Source organism: Bradyrhizobium niftali (assembly GCF_004571025.1).
Lineage (GTDB): Bacteria > Pseudomonadota > Alphaproteobacteria > Rhizobiales > Xanthobacteraceae > Bradyrhizobium > Bradyrhizobium niftali.
This window is the reverse complement of the sequence record NZ_SPQT01000001.1, coordinates 767,574-785,078: the sequence shown is the minus strand read 5'-3', so window position 1 is coordinate 785,078 and position 17,505 is coordinate 767,574. Positions and strand designations below refer to the sequence as shown.

Genomic DNA, 17,505 nt, shown 5'->3' with positions numbered 1-17,505 from the left:
TGCCGGTCAATTGGTGAGCAGCACGTAGCGCGCGGCCGCGATGATAGTCACCTTGTTGCGCTGAGCCTCGCTCAGCGCCTGGAGGAAGAACGTATCGGCAGCTATCGGTCGCGGCTGGCGCAATGAGTCCAGAACCTGCGGAACCGCCACGACCAACAGCAATTGCGGACCGCTCGCGCGCGCTGTCGGGAGCGTAAACGAAAGCGCGTCGATGCCCGGCTTCAGAAGATAGGACAGGCTCTGGACTTCGCCGCGATCCGACACCATGAGCAGCTCGACCACGCGGTTGGCAAAGTTCTCAATGGTCCCATTGAGGGCTTCACCACCCTTCAGCTCTGTCGCTGACAGGGTGATGCGTGGCATTCGCGCCTGATCGCTCCCGACCTGACTCAAGAATTTGACGGCTGGGCATTGCGCCTGGGTCACTTGCCTGACGCCGATCGAAGCCTCGAAACCCTGCTCACGCCGAAACGCTTTGTCGAAGGTGTCGAATGGGGCAGTCGAGGCACCGAACCCTTCGATGACAGCGGCATTTGGGCTCACGGCAATCGGCAAGACAAAGAAGCAGTCACCGCCAGAGTATTGGGCCACGTATTTGCGGATGCGCTCAGCTCGCCCCGCCCCATCGAGTGCCGGTGACGGCGTCGCCGTCGGCTGCGCGGACAACTTCTCCGGCTCTTGGCGCCCGGGCTGTGGTCCAGCGGGCTCGACCTTCGGCGGCGCCATTGTTCCAGCGAGTTTTGGAGGTGGCGGCAAGACCGCGGTGCCTGGCGCTGACCAGACCAGCTTGTAGAAGGCATATCCACCACCGCCGACCAGCAGTAACAGAGCCGCCACGCCCGCCCCCAGCCAGCGGCCGCGCAGACTCCGCGCGGTCGACGGCATCCTGTCCTGCGGCACCGGCGCCGCGCCTTCCGGCCGCCGCAGCGGATCGAAGCCATATAACGGTGCGGCTGGCGTCTGCACCAAACCGGTCGGCTTCCAGCTGGCGACCTCTCCCATGGTCGGGCGCAATGCCGGGTCAGGCTGCAGCATCCGCTCCAGCAAAGGCCGAATGCGCATATCCACCGCACCGAGATCGGGCACACGCCGGCGCTTCTCCACCAGTTGAAACTGGCTGCCACCCATGTCGAGCTTCTGTCCGGTCAGGGCGTGAAACAATACAAGACCGAGGCTGTAGACATCGGATTTCGCAGTCACGTCATTGCCGTACAACCCTACCTGTTCCGGCGATGCGTAATTGTCCTTGCCAGCGAAGCCCGAGCCGATGATGGTCTTGTCACCCATCTGGGTCGACCGGGCTATGCCGAAGTCGATGATCTTAGCCCGCCTGACGTCGTCGAGCGGAACAATGATGTTGTCCGGAGAAACGTCGCGATGGATGATGCCGTGCTCATGGGCAGCCTCCAGTCCCGATGCGACGCGCAGCATCAGCTTGATCAGCGCCTCGAAAGTCAACGGTCCATCGTCGAGCATGTTCGAGAGCGAGCGGCCATTCACGAACTCCATCGCGAGATACGGTCGCTGCAGCACCGGCTCCACCGTAAACAGGAAGTAGCGAACGATCGCGTCATGCGGAAGATTGTGGAGTGCCGCGGCCTCTCGACGGAACAGCGCGAGCGCCGCCTCGTTATCGACCATGTCGGGCAATAGCATTTTCACGGCAACAGGCGATCCAGTCTGGATCTCTCGGCATTTGTAGACCTCACCCATGCCGCCCGCGCCGATCACCGCTTCGATCTCGTAGATGCCGTTGAGACGGGTGCCGGGGAGCACGCCCTGATAGGACGGTCGGAACGGATCGTTCGGGGTCATGGTTGCGGCTCGCGATTAAGCGGAGATCTTGTCGCCTCCTGAGATCGCGGCGTCAGCAGTCGCACGATCACAATCGTTACGTTGTCAAGCCCGCCACGATCAAGAGCCAGCGCGAGCATGTCATCGCAAGCTGCCTGGGCGCGTCGCGTAGCCGCGTGCTGCAGGATCTCGTCGTCCCGCACGTGCCTGGTCAGGCCATCGCTGCAGATCACGAAGACATCCTCCGGCTCGGCCGGGCCTGTTACCACCTCAAATTCCGGATCATCGGCGACACCGACGGCGCGTGTAATGGCATTGCTCGGCCAATCATTCACGTCTTCGCGCGACAGCGCACCTTCGGCGATCAGTTCCTCCAGTTCGCTGTGATCATGCGACACTTGGCTAATTGCGCCGCGACTGATCAAGTAAACCCGGCTGTCACCCGCCCATATGCAGGCATAGTAGCTATCGCGAACGAGCAGAACCGCCGCTGTAGTCCCGACGGTGGCACCCTGTCGTTCATGACTAAGCGCCAGTATCTGCTGGTTTGCGCTGAATAGCCGCTCCTCGCATTCCGCCAGCAGGTCTGCGGCTGATTCTGGCGTGCCGATCGCGTCAAGCGACTGCACTACAATGCGACTGGCGAGATCGCCGGCCTCGTGACCACCCATACCGTCGGCGACGGCCCACAGGCCAACGTCGGTTCGTACCAAACATGAATCCTCGTTCCGCTCCCGCACCCTTCCGGCATGGGTAACGCTACCAACATCGAACAAGGAAGGAGTATGCACCATCGTGCGTCATCTATTCCCGGATGCCGCGAGGCCGGGATCACCGGTCAGCAGCGTGATGTAGTGAAACGGATCTGGTAGTCCGCGGCAACTCAGCGCCATGGGCGGAAAGCCTTCCCCTCCGGCGGTCCACCAGAAGCTAGCCGCGGCGTAGACCTGTGGGTTGGCGGCGCAAAGTGCTGCAAACGCCCCCGCGAAGGCGTCGACCGCCGAAGGCCTCCCCATTGCCGCAGTACCAAGCGACGTGATCGGCGGACCGCTGGCGATGGTCTCCTGCAGTCGTGGCACCGCAAGCCGCTCCAACCCATCGGAGATCTGCTCGAAGGTCGCGGCCCGATCCAGGGTCGAAAGCAGGAACGCCTCCACTTGCCCGAACCATTCGTCCTGCGGATCAATGCTCGGCGGCGGCAGCGAGACGGCCTCGCCGGTCACGGCATGCAGGGTCAAGGGATAGTATCGCCCCACCCCGTCGAGCGAGGGCATAATCGCCCCCGCCACCGTCGTTCCGCAGATTGCGGCACCGAGCCAAAACCGCCAGACCGGCGCGGTCAGAAAGGCCTGCTGCCATCCTGGGCCAAGCTGGTGGCGACTTGCTGACAGCGCAGCCTGTACCCACGGCTCCCACGCTTCCAGGAAACTGCGCGGGGTTGCGATCGCGATGAAATCGCGCTTCGCGCCGATTTTGCCGAATAACCCGCAACGCATGGTCATATCCCGGTCGGGCAACGAAATTCACGCAGCACTGACAGGTTCAGCGGGTTGCGCAACGATCCAGTCGAAATTTGATAGCTGAGCTCGCGCCCGGCGACGATGAAAGTCGCGCTGGCCGTTTCCGCTTTCACCACTAGCGAGCCCGCCTCCAGCATCCGAAACAACGACCAGGGACCAATGCGCTCAAGCACGGATGGCGGGCCGGTGTCGTTGCTGACTGAAATTGCCGTTCGCGGCGCGGGGCCCGGCCATAGGACGGTCGTTGGCGAGTTGCTCTGTGGCTGCTGCGGCGGCGTAGGTTGCGGACCGCCGAACAAGGATGAGGTCGCTGGACCAGGTGTGGTTGGGCTTGTAATTGTGGTGCCGCCGATCTCGGTCTTGACGGTCACGCCTGGCCCGGCTGCCCCAGGCGGCCGGATCGCGAACGATACCGCCGGCACACCGCCGCCGGTCTGGAAGAAGGCGTCGCGGATATAGGCCGCATTTTGGAATTGCTTGAGCGTATCCGGCGAGAACGACCGACCAACGGGGCTCTCCTTTCGCCAAACCCAGTCCGATCGCGACGTGTCGGCATAAGGTGCCAGGTACTGGGTGAAGAACTTGTCCATAACGCCGTTCGGACTGAACAATTTGGCAAAATCCGCCAGCGGGACTTCCTGGCTGCTGCTGCGGATAAACGGGTAGCGGTTGGTCACGGTCTGTTGGCAGACCGGCGTGACCTGATCGCGCAACGTTTGAAGGATTTGCCCGGCGGTTGAAGCCGCTATGCTGCCTTCGAACTCCGCGGCTGCTGCTCGCAGCATGTCGGAGAATGGCGGCGGCATGCGCGAGGCATTGTTGCGGAGCGCTGCGACCTGGGTCTGAAGCGCAGCTGTGGCCTGTGCGGTCAGTTGGGGGTTCTCGATGATCAGCGTCAGATTCTGCGCGATGTCGTTCAGGTTCGCGACGGTCGAGTCGATCGGCCGGCGGGTGCTCTCGCCTTCGAGCGCCGCGTGGTAAGGTTTGAACTGCGCCTCGATCATCGCGCCAGGCGGTCCATCCTGGGCATTCGTGAAGAGTGCTGGCGCCGGTGCTGCAGCTGCTGCCGAAGCGCTCGCCGGCTTCGCCCGTTCCTTGGTTAGCACCGTCTCGTCGCGCACCGATTCCAGAATTTGCCGCATCGGCGAGGTCGGCGCCGAAAGCGCCCGCAGCACCTCATATTTCGGCTTGTCGGCGAGCAGCTTCTTCAGGCGCAGGCTCCCGAGCGCCGTTCGCCAGGTCGTCACGAAATCGTTGGAATAGATGCTGAGCAGATCGCCGGCCAGATTATCGTACTGCTGGTCGATGGCCGACTGCTGCCCGGCATCCCCCAAAACCCATCGCTCCCGCTTCATCCGCTCAGACAATCCGGACAGCCGGGCAACGAATTTCTGATGGAAGCCATTATACGTGAAGAACTCGGGTACCCGCACGGCGTCCAAAGGCTGCCCCGTCGTGGTTTCGAACACGACACCCATGTCGGGTCCGCCATGGCGGCTGGCGATCCAGTCGCCAGCGGTCGATGCGCGAGCCTCCGATTTCAGAAACTCGTAGGCACGTTGCGACACGCTCAGGCGCGCCAAGGAGCTCTGGGCCTGCTTGATCAACCGGCCGTCGAGTTCGACCAGCGGCTGCTGTTCGGTCTCGAGGTCGAACATTGCCACGAGGTTCTCGTCGAGCAGACGCCGCCCTTCCGCGTTGGTGGCGCCAGGATAGAGGTTGTCCGCCCAGTCACGTTGCATCCAGGAACGGATCAACTCACGGTCCGGCGACTGCAGGCCGCCGACCATCAGATAGACCTTAAGCGCCTCGTAGACGAAGGCAGGTTCGTTTATTCGCGCATTGAGCTGCTCCTCCAGGCGATACAGCAGGCGCGGTCGGAACATGCGCTCAAGCGCCGTATGATAGGCCGCCTTCGAGGGCGACAGCAGCCGGGCGTGCTGACTGAGCCCGTAGCGAGCCGACAGAGGCACCGACTCGCCGCGCGATCCGTAGCCTGCCGGGGCGTTGCGCAGCCGGTAGAGTAGCGGCAGCACCTTGTCTAGATCATGATCAGCAATCAGCGTCTGTTTGATAAGTGGCGCGCCGGCGGCTGCATACTCGCTATCGGCCTGCAGGCTTTGCTCAATCAAATCGGAGTTCCGCTTGTAACTCGTCAGCCAGGCCGCGATCAGTCCGATCGAGACCATGCCGATCAATGACAGGGCCGCGGTTTTCAGGATCAGCGCGCGGCGCACCGCGGCACGGTCGGTCGAGACCCAGTCGGCTTCGCCGATGATGACTTTGGAAATCAGATCGGCGAGGAAAAAGCTCTTGCCCGTGCCCGAATAGGATCCGGAACCGACCTCCTCAGCGCCGAACGTACGCGCCAGCGATCCGATCAATTGGTCGATCGGCGTGCCCTGCTGCGTACCCGAGGTAAAGTAGAAACCGCGCAGGTTCGCGTTAACGTGATAGCGCGTCGGCTCGAAGATCAGGTTGAGGAAATCGTGGATCTGCGGCTTGAGCCGCGCCATCTGTGCCGGAAAGCCGAACAATTGCACGCGGTGCTGGGGCGTCGGCTCGTCCTGCAGACGGTCGAGCGTCTCCTCGCTCAGGCGCTCCAGCAGACGGTCGAACTCGACCGGGATCTGCCCCACCAGATTCTGGGTCTTGTCGGCGGTCTGGAACGTGGCACCCCAGACCTGGCGGCGGCCGGCATCCCCGAGATAGGCGAAATACTCGGTGAAGCCGGCAACGAGATCGGCCTTGGTAAATAGCGCGTAGACCGGGAAGCTGACCTTGAGCCTCTGATGCAGCTCGAGCAGGCGCATCCTGATGGCATCGGCGTGAAGTGCGAGCTCCTGCTTCGGCAGCGTTAGAATGTCTTCGATACTGATGGCGACAAGGACGCCGTTGATCGGCTGGCGTGATCGACTTTTCTTCAAGATGTCCAGGAACGCCAGCCAGCTGTCCTTGTCGGCCTTGCTATTGGAGTCCTGGGTGGTGTAGCGGCCGGCGGTATCGATCAGCACCGCCTCCTCGGTAAACCACCAATCGCAGTAGCGGGTACCGCCGACCCCCGCGATCGCCGCGGGCGTCGCCCCGCGCGCGAGCGGAAATTTGAGCCCGGAATTGACCAGCGCCGTGGTCTTGCCGGCGCCGGGCGGACCGATGATGACGTACCACGGCAGATCGTAGAGAAAGCCCGATTTGTTGCCGCTGGCGGTCTTCAGCGTCGCGAGCGCATCCTTCATGCGCTCCTTGAGCACCGGTTCATCGCTGACGGGCTGGTCCGCACCAGCGATGCCATCGGCAATCTCCTTGGCACCCTTGCGCCGCTTGAACAGATTGAGGCCAACGATGCCTGCCACGATCGTGGTGAGCAGCAGAATAGCGATCTGCCGGACGATATGGTTCTCCAGCGGCCGCCAATCGCCGAACGCAATGAAGGGACCGGCGAAATAGATCACCGCTCCGAGCGAGCTGAGCCCGACTCCGTAGAGAACAATGCGAAGAATGTCCTTGGCAAGCATCTAACCGTACCTGTCGCAAACCACCTGACCCGGTGGAATCTGCCTATTCGCTGCGTTCGATAAAGATCTCGACGCGCCGGTTCTTGGCGCGTCCCTCAGGTGTCGTGTTGCTGGCGATTGGCGCATCTGCTCCTTTGCCCTCGACGTCGACGCGCGAACCATCGGTCAAGCCAGGCTTGAGTGCCGCGGCAACCGCCTTGGCGCGCTCGACGGACAACTCGAAATTTGTCGGGAAGCGGACTGTGCGGATCGGCGAACTATCGGTATGGCCAACGACTCGGATCCGTCCCGGCTCCTTGTCGAGGGTTGCTGCGACGCGGAGTGCGATCGGCTTGAAACCGTCGAGGATGGTCGCCTGGCCCGATGCAAACAAGGCCAGATCGCAGACCCTGATCACGATGAAACTGGGGGTCTGGTCCGCGGTCATGGCACAGGCTGTGTTCTCTTTCGCGAGCGCGTTGCGGATGCGTTGCAACTGGGTGATGCGATCCGGTGGCGGCGGAGGCGGAGGCGGCGGCGGTGGTGCAACGACCTGGCGCTTGAGCTCGATCGGGCCGGCCGGATGGAGCGCGAGCGCCACCTCGGCAGCATTCTCTGCCCGGCCAGCGAGTAGCGTCCGCAGGACGAAATAGGACCCGGTCAGCAGCGCGGCGACGACGGCCGCCACGAGCCAGACCGGAACACGCAAACGCTGCCGGCGCCCCGCCAGCGCCTGCCCGCGCCAGTTGGGCGACAGGTCGGTCATCGTCTTCGGCCGGACCCGGCGCAGCAATTCATAGAGGTTACGCTGGATCAGCTGCAGGTTCGCAAGTCCGCCCCCTGACGTCCGGTGAATGCCCTGAAAACCAAGCGCCAGGCAGGCGTGCTGAAGTTCGAGGACCGGATAATTGACCAGTGGATCCATCTTCAAATGATCGAGGATCTCAAAGAAACGGACGCCGCCGACACGCTCGCCGAAAAACCGGCTCAACATCGAGTATTGCGTCCAGACGTGACGCTCCTCGGTTGGGATGTGCTGCACGATATCGTCGGCAGTGGCACACAGGATATATTTCGCTGTGTTGGCCTGGTGCTCGGAAATGCCCGCCGAACGGATGTCCTTCTCAAAGAATTTGATAGCGTCTGCGACCTGCTCCATCAGGCTCGCGAATGACGCGCGCATGAGCGCCACCCGCAACCGACCGAGCAGTTGCAGCAATGGGCCCGCAGCACGCATCACTGGATTGGCATTTGGCGCGACGAGATCGTCGACGCGTAACGGCGGCCCTGCCGGCAGCATGGGTTGCGGCACCTGGCCTTGCGCGGGTGTCGAGATCCATTCCTCGGTTGGATGGCTGGCCGGCGCGGAGGCGTAGTTCGAGCCCTGTGGAACGGGCGAAAAGGATGACGGTGGCGCTGGCGCGCCGGGAGAAGGTACGGGTGACGGCGAATAGGCCGGACGAGCTGCAGGCCCCTCGCCCGGCGGAGGCTGAGAGGTCGGCGCCGGCGGCAACTTCCCGCCGGGGTTGGGACGGATGATCGTCCGTTCGCCCCGACCGAAAGGATTGACCGGCTTGTCCCTGTCGCTCATGGCCTGTCTTCCAGGATAGCCCAAAGGTACAGCTCAAGCTCCGGCCAGTCGCCGGAGAAGTGCATTCCGATCGAGGCCGCCGTGCTGAACTCGGGCCACAGCGGCGACTTGCGGTCGAGATAGAAATAGACGTGATCCGTAATGGCCCGGATATGCGGCGGCGGCGTCGGCAAATGCACCAAGGTCAGGCCCGGCAAGTTTGCGTGCACGATCTCGTTCATCTTGGTGTTCGGCCCGACCTTGAACAGGTGCGGGAAATCGTTCTGGATCTCCACGAGCGGCCGCCGTGCGGCAACCTCCAGCACCAGGGTCGCATTTCGGAATAGCGCTCGATCGCGGATCGGCGATACGAACGCATTCTGCGCGCGCTCGATGATCTCCAGACGGATCGCCCGCCGGCCCAGCCGCGCGCTCAAGAAGTCCTGGATGTCGCTCACCAAAGGTGTGAAGACATTGTCGAGATCGTCGTGATCGTACGCCGGATAGTTGCGCGCCCGCCGTTCCGCCGTGGAAAAAGTCGCAAGTTCACCCGCGAACCTCAGCAATTCCTCGTACAGGCGCTCGGGGTGCACGCTGCCGGAGCGTTGGAAATGAGTCAGCACGGGAATGGTACGGTTCAGCACTTGCAGGACCAGATAGTCGACGCTCTGCAACCCACCGCCGGATGACGGATCGACCGCGTAACGCGCCAGCTCGTCGAGTTTGGTCTCAACCCAGCCGATGATGCGGTTGAGCCAACCATCGATGATCGGATGCGCAGCGCAGACCAGCATCGGCGGCACGAACTTGTCGTCGAACAGGATGTTCTTGTCGCGCACTTCCAGAATGCGCGCGATGCCGATGCCCATGTATCCGGGCTTGCTGGTCTTGCGCAGTTCGAACGACAAGCGCGGATAAGCGATGTCGATCTCTTCCTCGATGCGTAGCGCCGAGGTCGAGTCAATGAAGGTTTCCGAAGTACGAACATAACGACTGGCGCTGTCGGTGCGGTCCTCGTCGACCTCGCGGGTGTTTGGTGCCGCTACCGGCATCATCAGCCAGACGATCTGGCCTGCGGCCGTCTCCGGCACATCGATCGCTTCGGGAATTGGGCTGTCCGCAGGGATATCGAACGGCGTACCGTCCGGCATGACGCCGGACGCATTGCGCACCGCGAACTTGCTTTGTTCGGTAAGATCCTTATCGATCTCCAGCTGGGCAAAGCCCCAGGGGTATGGTGTCGTGTAGCGAACGCGCTTTTCCAGCAAGTGTTCGATGTAGCGGTCGTTCTGCTGCAGATGATGCGGCCGCAGAAACAGACCTTCCGACCAGAAAACCTTGCTGTACCAAGACATTCCTACATCCACTTAGAAAATGTCGGCGACCGCATGGTCGCCGATAGCTTACTTTGAACCGGGCTTGTCGCCGCGGTCGTAATAGTCCGAGAAGTGCAACATAAAGGTTTCGATCGGCGCGCTGTTGTCGCGGCCAAGATGCGCCTTCCAGCGCGTCAAGAACTCGTCCCAGAGTTTGCCCTTGTTCGTGCCGAGCCAGGAGCTTGCGCCACGCTGAAGCTCGAGCTCGCGCGCCATCAGCGTCGGATCTATGTCCGCAATCAACTCATGGACAGCGTGCTGCATCGCCATGTAGGTCTTCAACTGATGTGATTTGAGATCACTGAAGCCCTGTGCAAAGGCGCGCTGTGCGTCGAGGTAGCTACGCGTCGGCGGCCCAAAGAGAATGCGCATCGCCTCTTCCGCGGTCGGCGAGAATTTCAGCGGATTATTTTCGAGAGCTTGGACGGTGGTCTGGCTGGTGCTGCGGGTCAGCTGTTTGGCTTGGGTTCGCGCTTGCAGCAGCGCCATGAGATTATCCACGGTCATACGCAAGATGATGCCAAGCTGTTCGGCGAGTTCGGCGTCGGACTTGTTGGCAAAGAAATTGTCCGGCAATCCTGCAGCGCGCGCCACCAGTCGCGCGAACTCGGTACCGCCGACTGGCTTGGACGTGACAGGCCCCTCGCCTGCTGCTTGCGTCTGGCGCGGCGTCGCAACCTCTTGGTGTGATGGCGATGCCGGCGGCTGTGCACCGGCTGGTTCATCATCGATCCACACCGACGGCCGGCGTGGGGTCGGCTTGACTGGGGGGCGCTCGACTTGCGGTTTCGGCGCGGTGACCGGACCCGCTGCCCAGTTCATGTCGTCGTCCTGCACGGACGGTTGGTACGGAGACGTCGGCGATGACGGTCGAAATGGGTCTACACCCGGCGCCGGGACGCTCGCCGCCCAATCCAGGAACCCCGGATTAACGGGCCGCGCAGCCTCGCGTGGCTTCTTCAACAGGTGCGGATCGATCGGCGGCGGAACGTCACGATCGGCCGTCCAAAGCTCTCCGTAATCGGCATGCTGCTGGACCGAGGGTTCGTGCGGTTGCGCCTCATGGTTTGGACTGCGCCCGCCAGCCTCATCCTCCAGCGAAACTCCGATGATGTAGTGGCCGATCGTCAGTCGGTCGCCGTCGCGCAAGCGGTGCGGCCCCCGCATGCGCTGGTCGGCACCATTGAGAAAGGTGCCGTTGGTCGAGACGTCGTGCAGCCAATAGCCGCCGTCGCGAAAGTGCACTTCGCAGTGCTTTCCGGAAATCGTCCGCGCCGGATCTGGCAGCGTCCAGTCGAGGTGACGATCCCGGCCAATATCGACCGAGCGCCTGCCGGTGACCGTAAACGACACAGGTCCGCCGTCCGGAAGGTTCGGTTCGTTCTCGATATTAAAGCGAAGCACCATCACATCGTCTCGTTAGCGCGGAGGGCGCGGTTCGCCGCGTGCCAATTGAATACCATCCTCCAGGCATGACGTCATTATCTGGTCCCGGGAGTCACGGGGGAGCCGGCAGAGGCCAATCAGCAGTGCGGCACGCACCGCCCGTGCGGCCTGATCTGGCTTGGCTTCCACAGGCGCAAATTCCGGAGGAACCACGCTTCCGCCGGACCAGCCGGCCGCCAGCGCCAGCCATGTCGCTGGCTGCTCGGGATCGTTGGCATTGCCGACGGCCAGCGCCTTGTTCCGGGACTGCTCGTCCGGTTGCCGGACCCAGGTCTCCACAACATTCAGCGACCTGCTGTCGTAGGCGTCGAAATGGTCGAACATCCGTCGCAGGGAGCGGCATCCCCAGGCGATCGCCACGCGCCTGGGAAGCAGATAGGCACAGTAAGACACGGCCTGGTGCCAATTCCGCGTGTCGGCGGCCTCCTGAAGGAAGTCCAGCGAAGGCTTGTCGGCGTCGGCTTTGCCGACATCATAACGCGCCAAGGGGTAGGCCTGAAACAGATCCTGTACCGTGCCGAACCGAACCTGTCCCATGATCGTCAACCGACAAGGGTTGGAGTGCCGTGGGCGACCAGCGGACCACCGGCCGCGAGCGCCATGCCGGCCTGCGCCGTCATGGCGATCGTCGGCGCGTTGATGACGATGCCCGCCGGGGTCAGGATGATCTGGCTTGGACCCACCTGCAGGGTGATGTTGGCATTGGCCGTGAGCGTGATGCTGATGCCTGCGTTGACAGACTGGTCCATGGCCAAAGTGACGTGCTGACCACCCAACTGGATATCGAGCTTGTCATTGCCGTTCTTGAGCGTGGTGTTGCGCGTGTCGCCGCCAAATGCAGCTTCGCCGATGGTCCGCGTCTCGGTGTCGCGGACCGTTACGTCGTGGTCCTTCTCGGCATGCACTGTGATCTTCTCGGATCCCTTCTTGTCCTCGAAGCTCCACTCGTTGAAGCCGCCGCCACCTTTGGTGGAGTCCGACTTCAATCCCGCAATCGTCTTCTTCGAGGGCAGATCGTAGGGCAGCTTGTATTCATCATTATACACAGTGCCGATCACCAGGGGCCGGTCCGGATCCCCCTCCAGGAATTCGATAACAACTTCCTGTCCGACGCGCGGGATGATCTGACCGCCCCAGCGCTTGCCAGACCAAACCTGAGCCACGCGCAACCGGCACGACCGCTTCTTCTTCCGATCCCAGAAAAATCGGACATAGATTTCGCCCAGCGATTCAACGTCAATTTCCTCGCTCGAATTGTCGTCTTTGGTCACCACCTTGGCGGTCTGGATGCCATTGATCCTTGGCTTCGGCGTCATCATCAGCGCTCGAAACGGCCGATCGCTCGGCAGAAACTCATAGCTGCCGAAATAGACATGTTGCCCGGCGTCGCTGGGACCGCCTGTGCGGTAAGATTCAATCGAGAACGAGTGCGTGGCTCGCACCACGAGATATTCCACGTTCTGCGAGTCCTTGGAGTGCTTTTCGAGCTTCGTCAGCCCACCCGGGAACAGGTTGACCGCGTCACCATTGCCGCGACGCCGCCGGTCCATCGCCTGCTCCGCCTCGAGCTGGATCTTCGCGTAGCGCTCGCCGTCGGACTTTTCCTTGAACTTCCCGGGATAGTCGTAATACTCCATCTCCGACCGAGTGTAATGCTCGGAGCCCTTGGCATCGCTGATCAACTGAGCGTTTGGCTTCTGGTAGTTGTAGTCGTTGAGTTCGATCTTGCCGGTACGAAACCGGCGCTCCGACACCCATTCATAGATGTGCTGCTCGCCTCGACGATCGGCACCCGTCAGCGGGATGTAGGGAATCGTAGCAAGACCTTTGATCGGGCTGTGCGACGATTTGGAGTCCGCCAACACCAACGTGTGTTTGCCGCCCTCATGCTTGAAGAAGTAGGAGATGCCGTGCTGCTCCATCAGCCGGCACACGAAATTCATGTCGGTCTCGCGGTACTGAACGCAATATTCGAGCTTCGGACAGGAACCCTCTTCGGTCAGTTTGGATTCATAGTCGGTGAAGCCACGTTCGTTGAATACCTCCTTGATGATGTCGGGCGCCTTCTTGTCCTGAAAGATCCGGCAATCAGTTGTCCGCGACAACAGCCATAACCAGGGCCTCAGCACGATCCGGTAGCTGAAATAGTCGTTCTTCACCCCGAGCCATTGGGCCTCTGTCAGAATGCCACTGAACTCGCGCTCCTTTTCATGCAGCTTTATGGTCAGCGTACACTGCTGACCGATGGCACGATCGAAGTCGAGGTCGGCATCCTCACTGAGACACTCGATGCGATACTCGAACAGTTCGCTGAGACCTTCTGAGCCTTCGAATCCGGCAAAAACCAGAACGTCCTTGCCAAGAGGCGTCTTGAGTTCGCAGAGGCGGGTATCCTGAGTAAGCTGGCCCATGTGGGCTTAAACTCCCTCCTTCGATCGAATGACCCGCTGCGAAGAGCTGATCAGACGTTATGCGAGAACCACGGAAATCCTGCCCGCCACCGGCAGTGCCGGCAGGTCCGCCCCAGGGCTGGTCCGGACGCTCCACAACAGCGGTCCAAAGAACCGCCCCGGTCATCAAGTAGTCGGCTCCAAGAGCTTGCCGGTTCACGCGAAAATGGCATGATCTTCGGGAATGAACCAACACCAGCAGGCATCTGACCCATGGATATAGACTAGGATCATGGATGCCCCGCGATCCGGCAGTCGCCACGGGCTCGGCAGCGGGGCCGTGACCGAGCAGATGGACGATCGTCGTATGCTTGATGTCGCCTCCCTGACGCACCCCGTTGCCGCTGACGATCCCTGCGGGCCGGATCTCGACGCCATCGGAGACGTCCAGTATCTGAATTTCTTCGCAGGTGCGGAATCCCTGCTGCCAATGTCGTTCTTCGAGGTCGTCAATGCCAATGGGGAACGTGGACGCTTCGATCCAAAGGCAGTCGATTTTGCCGGCCAATTTGCCGCCGCACAGCCTCTTCTTGCTCGTACCCGCGATCTGCGCCTGAACCTGCTGCTGGCCAAGTTTTCAATTCTCAACCGCGATCTCGACGGCTTTCTCTGCTGCCTGAAGGCGACCAACTTGCTGCTGCGCGAGCAGTGGGAAGCGGTGCATCCGAGAGGCGAGGACGGCGACTACGCGCTTCGGGCTGTCACGGTCGAAGCAATCGACGTGTTTCCGACCGTGATCAACCCGCTCCAGTTCCTTCCCCTGATCGAGAACCGCAGACACGGCAACCTCAACTACCGTGCCTATCAAATCGCCCAGGGCGAAATTCCCGCCGGTGAGGCCGACGCCGACGGGCTCGATCTCGCGACCATCGAGCGCATCGTCAGCGAGACGGATCTCGACACTCTCAAGACAGCCAGCGCGCGGTGCTCCGCGGTCGCGGCTGAAATCGCGGGCATCAAGGCGACCTGGCGTGAGAAGTTGAACTCGGGGCAACCGATCAGCCTCGACAGGCTCTCGGGCTTGGTTAACGGGATGGCTGCCTGGCTTGCGGGTCTTGTTGCGTTGCGGGATCCTACGGCAATCGCGGAAACTGCGGAAGATGTCGGTCCTGTCGATACACAGGTGCCGTCAGACACGATCGGGGTGGTGGCTTCATCCGCACAGGCATCTGCAGCGCTTGCAGCGGCGGCCGATTATTTCGCCCGAATGGAACCATCCAACCCGGCACTGTTGTTGGTGCGTCAAGCGCAGGAGATGGTCGGCAAATCATTCATTGAAGTGATGCGGATGCTGGTGCCGTCCCACGTGGAGAGCGCCGCGATCAACATCGGACGCGACAAGGTCTTCGACCTGTCGATCGAACGGATGGCCGAGCTCGCAACCTCGCTCTCATCGACGACCGATGACAGCGCTCAAGATATTGTGTTTTCAGTGGAAAATAGAGCACAGGCCTTGGGCTTGCTGACCAAGGTGGCGTCGTTTTTCCGAACCGCGGAGCCGTCCAGCCCCATCCCCTTTTTGGTCGACCGCGCGCGCGACCTCGCACAACGAGATTTCCTCAGCCTTTTGAATGATGTTCTTCCTGAGGGAGCCCTTAAAACAATCGACAGATCGCATTGAACCCAGCTTTCGCTCGAGGGCACTAACTGGACACAAGGATGTTTGCCGACCGCAGCAACTTGAAGCGCCCTAGCCACTCTGCGTCGCGCAAATTCGATGTCTTTTTCGATGTCTAATGCGATTTCGTAGTGAGGGAACCATGGCTACAGACAGCGGTCAAAAATTCATTCGGCGAAACCGCGCACCACGCGTGCACATCACATACGAAGATCCTTACGACGCAGAGCGGCTGATCGAACTGCCGTTCGTCATGGGCGTCCTCTCCGACCTCTCCGGCAATAACCCTGGCGTCGAGAAGACGAAGGTCGAGGAGCGCAAGTTCCTCGAGTTCGACATGGACAATTTCGACAACCGCATGGCGGCAATCCAGCCCGGCGTGACGGCGCGTGTCGCCAATCGCCTCAGCGATGGATCCGACGAAAAGATCTCGGTCAACCTGCGCTTCAACAAGATGGCAGACTTCACGCCGGTGGCCGTCGCCCGCCAGGTGCCGGCTACTGCCAAGCTGCTCGAGGCGCGCGAACAACTCGCCAACCTGTTGCGCTACATGGATGGCAAGGTGGCCGCCGAGGACCAGCTCAAAAAACTTCTCGCCGATCCTCAACTGATGGCGGCGCTTCGGGAACGCGCGACAAGCCAGTCGACCGAACCTGGCACCGAGAGCTAAGGAAGGAATGGGGATCATGGCAAAAGAAGCTGTTCACAAAGAGAGCACCACCCAGGTCAAGACCGTCGAAGCTGACGAGTTTGCCACTCTGCTGAAGCAAAGCTTCAAACCGCGCACTGAACGTGCAGCGACCGAAGTCGAAAACGCGGTATCCACGCTCGTTCAAGAGGCGTTGAAGGACACGAGCGTCATCAAGTCGGACGTCCTCGACACCATCGAGGAGATGATCGCGCGGATCGACCAGAAGCTGACCGCGCAAATGAACGAAATTCTTCATACACCTGAGTTCCAGGCAATCGAAAGTGCTTGGCGCGGCCTCCACTACCTCGTCTTCAATTCCGAGACCGACGCCAACCTCAAGATCCGGGTGATGAACGTCTCCAAGAACGAGTTGTATCGGAATCTGCGGCTTTACCCCGATGCGCGCTGGGACCAGAGTCCCCTGTTCAAGCAGATCTACGAGTATGAATTCGGCCAGCTGGGCGGCGAGCCGTTCGGCTGCCTGATCGGCGACTACTATTTCAGCCACCTCCCAACCGACGTACAGTTGCTCCGCGATCTCAGCAAGATCGCCGGCGCCGCGCACGCTCCCTTCTTCAGCGGCGCCGAGCCGACGCTGATGGGAATGGACTCTTGGACCGAACTGTCCAACCCTCGCGACATCGGTAAGGTGTTCGACACGCCGGAATATGCCGCATGGAAGGGGCTGCGCGATCAGGACGACTCGCGCTATCTCGGCCTGTGCATGCCCCGCGCGCTCGGCCGCCTCCCCTACGGCGCGAAATCGGAGCCCGTGGAAGAGTTCGCCTTCGAAGAGGAGACGGACGGACACACCGGCGACAAATACGGCTGGATCAACGCCGCCTACGCAATGGCGGTCAACATCAACCGCGCCTTCAAGGAATTTGGCTGGTGCACGCGCATCCGCGGTGTGCAGTCCGGTGGCGAAGTCATCAACCTGCCGACGCACACATTCCCGACCGATGACGGCGGCGTCGACCTGAAATGCCCGACCGAGATCGCCATCAGTGATCGCCGCGAGCACGAACTTGCAAAGGCGGGCCTCATCCCGCTGATCCATCGCAAGAACACCGACAAGGCCGCCTTCATCGGCGCCCAGTCACTCTACAAGCCGAAGAAGTACTTCGGCGATAAGGGCGTGGATGCCACCGCGTCCGACAACTTGTCGTCACGACTACCTTACATGTTCGCAGTGTCCCGCTTTGCCCACTATCTGAAGTGCATGGTTCGCGACAAGATCGGATCCATGAAGGAGAAGGATGAGCTGACGATCTGGCTGCAAACCTGGATCAACGAATACGTTGATGCCAACCCAGCCCTCTCGTCAGAAGCTCAGAAAGCGCGCAAGCCACTGGCCGCTGCGAAGGTTGAAGTCATCGCAAACGAGGAGAATCCGGGATATTACAACGCGCGCTTCTTTCTTCGTCCACACTTTCAGTTGGAGGCGATGGACGTCGGCCTCAGCCTGGTTTCACGCCTACCCGGCCCCGCTTCCTGATGCCGCAACATCGCAACCGTAACCACGCAGAAATTTGAGAGGACTACG

General features: G+C 61.3%; 12 protein-coding genes. 3 read left to right on the top strand and 9 right to left on the bottom strand.

Annotated elements, in window-relative coordinates; genetic code table 11:
• Nucleotides 1-6: 6 nt before the first annotated feature.
• From E4K65_RS03470 to E4K65_RS03430, 9 genes are all read right to left on the bottom strand, one after another.
• Complete coding sequence (locus tag E4K65_RS03470; RefSeq protein WP_135172908.1) at nt 7-1,815, bottom strand: serine/threonine-protein kinase; 1,809 nt, start codon at nt 1,813-1,815, stop codon at nt 7-9.
• A complete protein-coding gene (locus tag E4K65_RS03465) occupies nt 1,812-2,588 on the bottom strand; it encodes a PP2C family protein-serine/threonine phosphatase (RefSeq protein WP_135172907.1) in 777 nt (258 codons plus the stop codon). The genes E4K65_RS03470 and E4K65_RS03465 overlap by 4 nt, the downstream gene beginning before the upstream one ends.
• Before the next feature lie 6 nt (nt 2,589-2,594).
• Nucleotides 2,595-3,296: a type VI secretion system-associated protein TagF gene (gene tagF / locus E4K65_RS03460; protein WP_135172906.1), complete on the bottom strand. Its 702-nt coding sequence runs from the start codon at nt 3,294-3,296 to the stop codon at nt 2,595-2,597.
• A complete protein-coding gene (gene tssM, locus E4K65_RS03455) occupies nt 3,293-6,829 on the bottom strand; it encodes a type VI secretion system membrane subunit TssM (protein WP_135172905.1) in 3,537 nt (1,178 codons plus the stop codon). Before tssM ends, tagF begins: the two co-directional genes overlap by 4 nt.
• Before the next feature lie 43 nt (nt 6,830-6,872).
• On the bottom strand, nt 6,873-8,108 hold the full coding sequence (tssL, locus tag E4K65_RS03450; protein WP_283813804.1) for a type VI secretion system protein TssL, long form: 1,236 nt from the start codon (nt 8,106-8,108) through the stop codon (nt 6,873-6,875).
• Nucleotides 8,109-8,395: 287 nt separating this feature from the next.
• Nucleotides 8,396-9,733 carry a type VI secretion system baseplate subunit TssK gene (gene tssK / locus E4K65_RS03445; protein ID WP_167770487.1) on the bottom strand — a complete coding sequence of 446 codons (1,338 nt, stop codon included), beginning with the start codon at nt 9,731-9,733 and terminating at the stop codon, nt 8,396-8,398.
• Between the two features lie 48 nt (nt 9,734-9,781).
• Nucleotides 9,782-11,161 (bottom strand): type VI secretion system-associated FHA domain protein TagH, encoded by a 1,380-nt coding sequence (gene tagH / locus E4K65_RS03440; protein WP_167770486.1) that lies wholly within the window; start codon nt 11,159-11,161, stop codon nt 9,782-9,784.
• 12 nt (nt 11,162-11,173) lie between these two features.
• Nucleotides 11,174-11,737, bottom strand: a complete 564-nt coding sequence (locus E4K65_RS03435; protein WP_135172901.1) for a DUF6931 family protein — start codon at nt 11,735-11,737, stop codon at nt 11,174-11,176.
• Between the two features lie 5 nt (nt 11,738-11,742).
• The gene (locus E4K65_RS03430; RefSeq protein ID WP_135172900.1) at nt 11,743-13,611 is read right to left on the bottom strand and encodes a type VI secretion system Vgr family protein; all 1,869 of its coding nucleotides are present in this window, start codon (nt 13,609-13,611) and stop codon (nt 11,743-11,745) included.
• 346 nt (nt 13,612-13,957) lie between these two features.
• Here E4K65_RS03430 and E4K65_RS03425 point away from each other — a divergent pair, with 346 nt between their 5' ends.
• The 3 genes from E4K65_RS03425 to tssC all read left to right on the top strand — a co-directional run bounded on the left by E4K65_RS03425 (nt 13,958) and on the right by tssC (nt 17,457).
• Nucleotides 13,958-15,271: a type VI secretion system protein TssA gene (locus E4K65_RS03425; RefSeq protein ID WP_167770540.1), complete on the top strand. Its 1,314-nt coding sequence runs from the start codon at nt 13,958-13,960 to the stop codon at nt 15,269-15,271.
• Between the two features lie 139 nt (nt 15,272-15,410).
• Nucleotides 15,411-15,938, top strand: coding sequence for a type VI secretion system contractile sheath small subunit (gene tssB, locus E4K65_RS03420; protein WP_027548753.1), 528 nt, complete (start codon nt 15,411-15,413; stop codon nt 15,936-15,938).
• Nucleotides 15,939-15,954: 16 nt separating this feature from the next.
• Nucleotides 15,955-17,457, top strand: a complete 1,503-nt coding sequence (tssC, locus tag E4K65_RS03415) for a type VI secretion system contractile sheath large subunit (RefSeq protein ID WP_167770485.1) — start codon at nt 15,955-15,957, stop codon at nt 17,455-17,457.
• Nucleotides 17,458-17,505: the final 48 nt, after the last annotated feature.

Coding starts and splice junctions, on each gene's coding strand:
- E4K65_RS03470 (WP_135172908.1), bottom strand. CDS start 1,815: ATGACCCCGAACGATCCGTTCCGACCGTCCTATCAGGGCGTGCTCCCC.
- E4K65_RS03465 (WP_135172907.1), bottom strand. CDS start 2,588: ATGGTGCATACTCCTTCCTTGTTCGATGTTGGTAGCGTTACCCATGCC.
- tssC (WP_167770485.1), top strand. CDS start 15,955: ATGGCAAAAGAAGCTGTTCACAAAGAGAGCACCACCCAGGTCAAGACC.
- tssB (WP_027548753.1), top strand. CDS start 15,411: ATGGCTACAGACAGCGGTCAAAAATTCATTCGGCGAAACCGCGCACCA.
- tssM (WP_135172905.1), bottom strand. CDS start 6,829: ATGCTTGCCAAGGACATTCTTCGCATTGTTCTCTACGGAGTCGGGCTC.
- E4K65_RS03425 (WP_167770540.1), top strand. CDS start 13,958: ATGCTTGATGTCGCCTCCCTGACGCACCCCGTTGCCGCTGACGATCCC.
- tagF (WP_135172906.1), bottom strand. CDS start 3,296: ATGACCATGCGTTGCGGGTTATTCGGCAAAATCGGCGCGAAGCGCGAT.
- E4K65_RS03435 (WP_135172901.1), bottom strand. CDS start 11,737: ATGGGACAGGTTCGGTTCGGCACGGTACAGGATCTGTTTCAGGCCTAC.
- E4K65_RS03430 (WP_135172900.1), bottom strand. CDS start 13,611: ATGGGCCAGCTTACTCAGGATACCCGCCTCTGCGAACTCAAGACGCCT.
- tagH (WP_167770486.1), bottom strand. CDS start 11,161: ATGGTGCTTCGCTTTAATATCGAGAACGAACCGAACCTTCCGGACGGC.
- tssL (WP_283813804.1), bottom strand. CDS start 8,108: ATGCTGCCGGCAGGGCCGCCGTTACGCGTCGACGATCTCGTCGCGCCA.
- tssK (WP_167770487.1), bottom strand. CDS start 9,733: ATGTCTTGGTACAGCAAGGTTTTCTGGTCGGAAGGTCTGTTTCTGCGG.